Source organism: Asticcacaulis sp., assembly GCF_027484505.1.
In the GTDB taxonomy this organism is placed as follows: domain Bacteria; phylum Pseudomonadota; class Alphaproteobacteria; order Caulobacterales; family Caulobacteraceae; genus Asticcacaulis.
This window is the reverse complement of the sequence record NZ_JAIXSV010000160.1, coordinates 1-7,090: the sequence shown is the minus strand read 5'-3', so window position 1 is coordinate 7,090 and position 7,090 is coordinate 1. Positions and strand designations below refer to the sequence as shown.

At 61.7% G+C, this 7,090-nt stretch carries 8 protein-coding genes and 1 pseudogene; 4 read left to right on the top strand and 5 right to left on the bottom strand.

Going from position 1 to position 7,090, the window contains the following annotated elements:
• The 3 genes from Q0072_RS10275 to Q0072_RS10265 all read right to left on the bottom strand — a co-directional run.
• On the bottom strand, nucleotides 1–134 hold a 134-nt coding region (locus Q0072_RS10275), incomplete at its 3' end, for a peptide chain release factor-like protein (RefSeq protein WP_298329386.1).
• Nucleotides 135–165: 31 nt separating this feature from the next.
• On the bottom strand, nucleotides 166–714 hold the full coding sequence (locus Q0072_RS10270; RefSeq protein WP_298329384.1) for a hypothetical protein: 549 nt from the start codon (nucleotides 712–714) through the stop codon (nucleotides 166–168).
• Nucleotides 684–1,145, bottom strand: a complete 462-nt coding sequence (locus Q0072_RS10265; protein WP_290799654.1) for a Dps family protein — start codon at nucleotides 1,143–1,145, stop codon at nucleotides 684–686. The genes Q0072_RS10270 and Q0072_RS10265 overlap by 31 nt, the downstream gene beginning before the upstream one ends.
• A gap of 263 nt (nucleotides 1,146–1,408) precedes the next feature.
• On the opposite strand from Q0072_RS10265, the gene nadA reads away from it, so the two are divergent.
• The 4 genes from nadA to nadC all read left to right on the top strand — a co-directional run bounded on the left by nadA (nucleotide 1,409) and on the right by nadC (nucleotide 5,436).
• Nucleotides 1,409–2,524, top strand: a complete 1,116-nt coding sequence (gene nadA, locus Q0072_RS10260) for a quinolinate synthase NadA (RefSeq protein ID WP_298329379.1) — start codon at nucleotides 1,409–1,411, stop codon at nucleotides 2,522–2,524.
• Entirely contained in the window at nucleotides 2,521–2,883 is a 363-nt protein-coding gene (locus Q0072_RS10255; protein ID WP_298329376.1) for a hypothetical protein, read from the top strand. The genes nadA and Q0072_RS10255 overlap by 4 nt, the downstream gene beginning before the upstream one ends.
• 152 nt (nucleotides 2,884–3,035) lie before the next feature.
• Nucleotides 3,036–4,586: an L-aspartate oxidase gene (locus Q0072_RS10250; RefSeq protein ID WP_298329373.1), complete on the top strand. Its 1,551-nt coding sequence runs from the start codon at nucleotides 3,036–3,038 to the stop codon at nucleotides 4,584–4,586.
• A gap of 1 nt (nucleotide 4,587) precedes the next feature.
• Complete coding sequence (gene nadC / locus Q0072_RS10245; RefSeq protein WP_298329370.1) at nucleotides 4,588–5,436, top strand: carboxylating nicotinate-nucleotide diphosphorylase; 849 nt, start codon at nucleotides 4,588–4,590, stop codon at nucleotides 5,434–5,436.
• 80 nt (nucleotides 5,437–5,516) lie between these two features.
• Here nadC and Q0072_RS10240 read toward each other — a convergent pair whose 3' ends face one another.
• Nucleotides 5,517–6,626, bottom strand: coding sequence for an acyltransferase (locus tag Q0072_RS10240; RefSeq protein WP_298329367.1), 1,110 nt, complete (start codon nucleotides 6,624–6,626; stop codon nucleotides 5,517–5,519).
• A 260-nt stretch (nucleotides 6,627–6,886) separates the two neighbouring features.
• Nucleotides 6,887–7,090, bottom strand: a pseudogene (locus tag Q0072_RS10235) (hemolysin secretion protein D); the annotation flags it as partial.

Sequence of the window (7,090 nt, the reverse complement as noted above, 5' to 3'; positions counted from 1 at the left end):
TCCCAGATCGAAAAGCGCAGTTCGACGGCGGTCGAGACCTTGTTAACATTCTGGCCGCCCGCACCGGACGCGCGCACAAAGCTCTCGCTCAGTTCAGCCTCATCGACGGAGATTTTGGGCGTAATGAAGATCATATACGCCGCTTACAGCAGTTGGGCTGGAAGATCAAAACCTGTCAGCTTGAAGCCATTCTTTGGGGTTCCAGTTCGCCGACCGACCGCCGATATTCTCACAGGAATATCCGGGGTTGCTTGTTTGCACCAACGCGATGAAACGTCGGCTGAAAAGCAAATGATTGCGTGACGAGCGTTCAATTATATCCAGTATGCCGAAGGCGAAATCAGCATCTTCATTCACGATCTGATCGAAAGCCTCAAACGCTAAAGCGGACTTATCCGACACACCAAACGGATAGGTGTCAAAAGCGTCATTCAACGCGTCTAAATTACCCGTCCACTCATCGTAGCCGAATTGTTCAGACCAGTTCAGAACATCAGAGAGTTGCGCGCAGAAAGACTTTATCCCACTGCGGCAATCGACATAACCAACCTCATAGCCAGCAGCCTTCAGATCGGTTTGTGCCTCGACAAAATAGGTCAGGTTCTTGAACAGGTTGACGGCCCCGTTCTGAAGAAGAGGCCAGTCAACACTATTTAGACCCGAGGCATCCGAAAACACCCGCGTCAATCTTCCAGCGATGCCGAGATCATCCACAGGTGCTTTTCGTGGCTGCCGAGGCGCACAGTCAGCAGGTCCACCGTAGGGTCATCACCGGCCTCATCCGCCACCTTGAGCGCGTTTTTCAGCGTGGCGATCAGGGTCTTGTGCCCGTCGGCCAGCTCTTTCAGCATCTCATTGGCCGACTTGGTGGCGTCGCCTTCCTTGATCGAAGACAGGTTGCCAAAGGCCGCGCCCGACATGGGGGCCAACTCACCCAGGGCGCGGATGCGCTCGGCGATTTCGTCCAGTGCCGTCCACATCTCGGTGTACTGGGCCATGAACATGGCGTGCAGGCTGTTGAACTGCGGCCCGCGCACATTCCAGTGATAGCCGTGCGTCTTCAGATAGAGATTATAGCTGTCGGCCAGCACCTTCGACAGTTCAAGGCAGACGGGGGTGTCAGGCGTTTCGGCGGCTTTCGGCATAATGATTACCCTTATAAAAATACGGTCTCAGCGATATGCGCAGCTCCCTGTAAAGTTTCAATGACCCTTAACCGACAATTCCGGTTTTCACGGATTTTGTGACCTCACCGCGCTCAGCTTCGTATCTGCGATACAATATGTGATGGTTTTTTTACGGGGTGGCCTTGCAATGGCGGGGCAAAAGCGTATTTTTGATCCGACTTATGCTGAAATTGAGCACAAGGGTCACCGGAGCGGTCCGGCGGCGCGAGGAGACGAATAAAATGCTGCACAGCAAAAATCCGATCGTGGACGAAGCCCTTGGGGCCCTGGCGTTTACGCCCGACATCGAGGCGGAAACGGCGGAGATTTACGCGCGCCTGAAGGGCAAGGTGTCGCCCATCGAATGGCAGCTTCAGGCCCCGCTGATTGCGGCCATCAACCGCCTCAAGCGCGAAAGAAACGCCGTCGTTCTGGCGCACAACTACATGACACCCGACATCTTCCACGGCGTCGGCGACTATGTGGGCGATAGCTTAGGTCTGGCGCGCGAAGCCGCGAAGTCCGACGCGAAGATCATCGTGCAGGGCGGCGTGCACTTCATGGCCGAAACCTCGAAGATTCTGGCCCCGGAAAAGACCGTGCTGATCCCCGACCTGCGCGCCGGCTGTTCGCTGGCCTCCAGCCTGACGGGTGAACAGTTGCGCCTGATCAAGCAGCGCTACCCCGGCCTGCCGGTCGTCTCTTACGTCAACACCACCGCCGATGTGAAGGCGGAAACCGACATCTGCTGCACCTCGGCCAATGCGGTGCAGGTGGTCGAATGGGCGGCGAAGGAATGGGGCGTGGATCGCGTCATTCTGGTCCCCGATGAGTTTCTGGCCCGCAATGTGGCGCGTCAGACAAACATTGGTATCATCGCCTATAAGGGCGCGTGCGAAGTGCACGAACGCTTCAATGCGCAGGACATTGCCGACGTGCGTGCCGCTCACCCTGATGCGGTGGTGCTGGGCCACCCGGAATGTCCGCCGGACGTGATCGCCGCCTGTGACTTCACCGGCTCGACGACGGCCATGGCCGACTATGTGACGCAGAACAAGCCGAAGCAGGTGGTGCTGATCACCGAATGTTCGATGGCCGACAATGTCACGGCCGATGCGGGCGACGGTGTTGAGTTCCTGCGGCCGTGCAATCTGTGCCCGCACATGAAGCGCATCACGCTGGAAGGCATCTATGCCTCGCTGCTGACGATGACGCACGAAGTGACGGTGGACGCCGCCATTATCGACAAGGCGCGCCTGTCGGTGCAGCGCATGATCGACATGCCGCCCACCGCCACCCCGGCCCGCTACGACATGATCAAGGCCCGCCACCATGTCGATGTTGAGTTGATCTCATGAGCACGCCGCAAATACTGCAAGTAGATGTCCGCCCGAAGCAGATACGCATTACTTCGGGCGACAAGGTTGCGCTGGACCTTGCTCAAGGCGAAGTCACTTGGATAAACGCGCTACGGGACTATTCGGCAACGCTGAATGAACAAATTCAGATAAGTCGTTCTAGCAAGGCCATCATCTTAAAGCCTCGGTTCGGGACCAAGGGCATCCTTTGGCACGCTGTCTACATTTCGTTTCTGGATAACCTCGAAGTTTGGAAAGCGGACTTCACAACGGAACGAGTACGCAGTTGTGTTCAATCAGTGTCATCGCGGGTGCACACAAACCGAGAGCATTACAGCTATCGAACTGCTGAACGCTAACCCTCTCCCTTCTCTCCTGAGGGGAGAAGGTGGCTGACGCAAAAGGGAAGCCAGATGAGGGGGTATCTGGGGGAACGACCTTCCCCTCACCCGACCCTTTGGGTCACCCTCGCCCCGCAGACGGGGAGAGGGAGTTTGAAAAGGCGCTGAAAATGCCTGACGTCTATATCCACAATGGCCCGCTGATCATCGGTGCAGGGCTGGCCGGGCTCTCGGTCGCCCTCAATGCCGCGCCACAGCCGACGCTGGTGCTGGCCCCGGTCGAGCTGGGCGCCGCCTGTTCCTCGGCCTGGGCGCAGGGCGGCATCGCGGCGGCCCTGTCCCCGCAGGATTCCCCCGAAGCGCACGCGCAGGATACGCTGATCGCCGGGGCCGGCATCAATGACCCCGCCGCCACCCACGCCCTGACCGGCATGGGACCGGACGTGGTGCGCCGCCTCAACGCCATCGGCGCGCCCTTCGACCACCATGCCGACGGGTCTTTCGTGCTCAACCGCGAAGCGGCGCACGGCCTTGCCCGCGTGGCGCGCGTCGGTGGTGATCTGGCCGGCAAGAAGATTCTCGAAGCCGTGGTCGCCGCCGCCAAAGCCGCGCCGCATATCGACATCTGGGAAGGGGCCTTCGCCACCGGCCTGATCACATCCGACGCTCAGACGGTCATCGGAGCCGTGGTGGAACGCGGTGGTCGCACGATTGAGGTCTTTGCCCCCGTCGTGGTGCTGGCGTCCGGCGGGTCGGGCGGGTTGTTTGCCGTCACCACCAACCCCGCCAATCTGCGCGGCGAAGGCATGGCCATGGCCGCCCTTGCCGGAGCCGAGATCGCCGACCCGGAATTCGTGCAGTTCCACCCCACGGCCATCAACATCGGGGCCGACCCTGCCCCTCTGGCCACCGAAGCCCTGCGCGGCGAAGGGGCGACCCTGATCACCAAAGACGGCTATCGCTTTGCCTTTGACGATCACCCGGACGGTGAACTGGCCCCGCGTGACATTGTGGCGCGCGCCGTACACCGCGCCAATACGACCCTGGGCGGCGCGTATCTGGACTGCCGCGAAGCCATCGGCGAGCACTTCCCGCATGAGTTTCCGACCGTCTTCGCCTCGTCCATGGCGGCGGGCATCGACCCGCGCACGACGCCCATCCCGGTCGCCCCGGCAGCGCACTATCATATGGGCGGCATTCGCACCGATATTGACGGTCAGACCAGCCTGACGAACCTGTTTGCCGTCGGCGAATGTGCCTCGACTGGCGTGCACGGCGCCAATCGGCTGGCGTCCAACAGCCTGCTGGAGGCCGCCGCCTTCGGGGAGCGCGTCGGTCGCAAGGCCGCCGAAGTCGCGGCGCACGGTGCGTTTGCGCCGGATACGGATGGGGCACTGCGCCCCCTGCCCGCGCCGCGCCTGACGCCTGAGGCGCTCAAGACGCTGCGCACCGCCATGCAGGCGCACGCCGCCGTCATCCGCGACGAAACGGGCCTCAAAACCCTGCTCGAAACGATCACGGGGCTGGAGGCCGCGTTCAAAGGTGCGTTACCTTTGGTCGCGGCGCGCCTGATCGCGCAATGCGCCTTGCAAAGGCGTGAGAGTCGCGGTTCTCATTATCGTCAGGACTATCCCGAAACGGCGACTGAGGGGCAACGCACCTTCGTCCGTTTGACAGAGGGTGGCCTGATACAGAGGCAAACGCAAAAGGAAGTGGCTTAAGATGTATATTACCGGACTGCCTGACCTGCTCATCGAACCCGTGGTCCGCGACGCCCTGCGCGAGGATCTGGGGCTGGCCGGTGACGTCACCGCCGACGCCGTCATCCTGCCGCGCGCCCGCTTCAAGGCGGAATTCAAGGCCCGCGAAGCCGGTATCCTTTCCGGCATCGACTGCGCGCGTCTGGCCATGAGCCTGATGGACCCGCATATCCGCTTTGAGATCGTCAAGCCCGACGCCGCCGAGGTTGTGGCTGGCGACGTGATTGCGCGCGTCGAAGGCAATGCGCGCGCCATTCTGGCGGCCGAGCGCGTGGCGCTGAACCTGTTGTCACACCTGTCGGGGGTGGCGACCCTGACGCACACCTATGTGCGGCTGGTCGAAGACCTACCGACGCGCATCGCCTGTACGCGCAAGACCCTGCCGCTGCTGCGCGGCCTTCAGAAGCATGCCGTCAAGTGCGGGGGCGGCCACAACCACCGCTACGGCCTCGATGACGCTATCCTGATCAAGGACAACCATATCGCCATCTGCGGCGGTGTTGAGAAAGCGCTGGAATTGGCCAAGGCCTCGGCCGGTCACACCCTGAAGATCGAGGTCGAGGTCGATTCGCTGGCCCAGCTTAAACAGGCCCTGCCGTTCCGGCCGGACGTGGTGATGCTCGACAACTTCAATCTGGAGCAACTGCGCGAGGCCGTGGCGCTGGTCAAGGGGGCGACCCTTCTCGAAGCCTCAGGCGGCGTCAATCTTGATACGGTGCGCGCCATTGCCGAAACCGGCGTGGATGTGATCAGCGTCGGCGCCCTCACCCACTCGGCTCCGGTGTTCGATATAGGGCTGGACGCCGTTTAATCCGGAATTTTTGGGTCCCTCGCCGGGTGCGGGCTCTGCCACCTTGGCCGCAGCCTGAATGGCGGCTTGAGCGGAATGATTCATTCCGCTCTGATTTTTTCTGAGACATTCAGGCGCGCGGTGACCCACTGGCTGAGCGGGCGATCGACGACCGCCTCAAACACGAAGGCCGCGGCGATCGCGGCGGCCACGCAAAGGCCCCAGACGATCCAGTGCACCGGCTCGGACAGGGCGAAGCGGTGCACCAGCATGCCGTCTATGCCGAGGGCGACCGCCCCCACGACCGTGTGGATCAGAAACAGGGCGTAAGAGACCCGGCCCAGCCGCCTGGTCAGGTGGCTTTCGTGGAAACGCACCCCCGCCGACAGGACCAGAACGGTGGCCAGCGCAGCGAGTATGACCGCATCCGACAGGGTGTGGCGCAACAGGCTGCCCAGAACCATGACCGTACACAAGCTGATCGCCATGGCGATGACGTAGGTCCGCTGCGACACCGTGACCCCGGCGGTCAGGCGCTCCAGCAGCGTCCCGATAAAGAACAGCGGCAGAGCCCGGATCAGGCCGTACTGGAAGGGCAGATCGACGAAGGCATGGCCAATCAGGGCGGCCAGCCCAAGCCCCAGCCCTAGCACGCCGACCACAGCCGCCGCCAATGCCGGGCGGTTCAGGCGGTAGAGAGGACCGGCGCTCAGGCTGAACAGGCTGTAGCACACCACCAGCGCCGACAGGGTCCAGGTCGGTACGTTCCAACCGGCTATCTGACTGACCCCCAGCCCGTGCACCAGCATCAGTTGCGCGACAAAGCCGGACAGGGTGTATTTTTCGGCGTGGCCGGGGGGATGACCTTGCAGAGTCGCCAGCGTCACCACCACCAGCAGCAGCAGCAACGCCACGATGTGCGAGGGCCACAGGCGTAGGAGGCGCCGGCTGACGAAGCTGACCGGACCAACCCGGTGTTCGGCCAAACGCGAGCCATAGGCGCGCATCAGGATAAAACCGGACAGCATCAGAAAGAAATCGGTCGCCAGCCAGCCCTGCCACAGGACGGGGATCAGATCGCCCAGTGGGCGCGGGGCCGATTCACCGAAATGGAACAGCAAAATAAAACCCGCCGCCAGAAAGCGCAGGACATCGAGACTGGCGCCCCCTGCTCTGGGGTGGGGGGCAAGAGGGCTAACGCTTACGCTCATCCGGCGGGGCTCATTCTTTATCCAGCCAGATAACGCAGGCAGGTTAATATATTGGGTAAAGACAGTCTTAGCCAAATGCGCGGGCGCACTGATGTCGGACTCGTTAAAAAACGCAACCCCGGCACGTATGTACCGGGGTTGTGGTCTTTATTCAGGTTGAAACCGAAGCGACGAGTTAAATGCCGCGATCTCCCTCCTCCCCATAGAATGGGGAGGAGAAAGCCGTGTTAATCTTAAATCACCACCACGGCCTAAAACCCTTACTTCTTCTCAGGCGTCGCCGGCGCGGGCGGCGTGCGCTTGATGCCCGCCTTTTCGCCCGGCTTCATGAACTTGACCAGCACGCGCTGACCGATCAGCAGGGGCGCGGCGTCGGCCGTCACCACGACTTCGACGACGCGCTCATCGGACGCTTCGTTGCCGCTGTCGGACAGGAGCTTGCGCGAACCGAAGGTGGCGGCCAT

Excerpts from the sequence above, each read along its gene's own strand:
- Q0072_RS10240 (WP_298329367.1), bottom strand. The coding sequence starts at position 6,626 with ATGAGCGTAAGCGTTAGCCCTCTTGCCCCCCACCCCAGAGCAGGGGGC.
- nadC (WP_298329370.1), top strand. The coding sequence starts at position 4,588 with ATGTATATTACCGGACTGCCTGACCTGCTCATCGAACCCGTGGTCCGC.
- Q0072_RS10255 (WP_298329376.1), top strand. The coding sequence starts at position 2,521 with ATGAGCACGCCGCAAATACTGCAAGTAGATGTCCGCCCGAAGCAGATA.
- nadA (WP_298329379.1), top strand. The coding sequence starts at position 1,409 with ATGCTGCACAGCAAAAATCCGATCGTGGACGAAGCCCTTGGGGCCCTG.
- Q0072_RS10250 (WP_298329373.1), top strand. The coding sequence starts at position 3,036 with ATGCCTGACGTCTATATCCACAATGGCCCGCTGATCATCGGTGCAGGG.
- Q0072_RS10265 (WP_290799654.1), bottom strand. The coding sequence starts at position 1,145 with ATGCCGAAAGCCGCCGAAACGCCTGACACCCCCGTCTGCCTTGAACTG.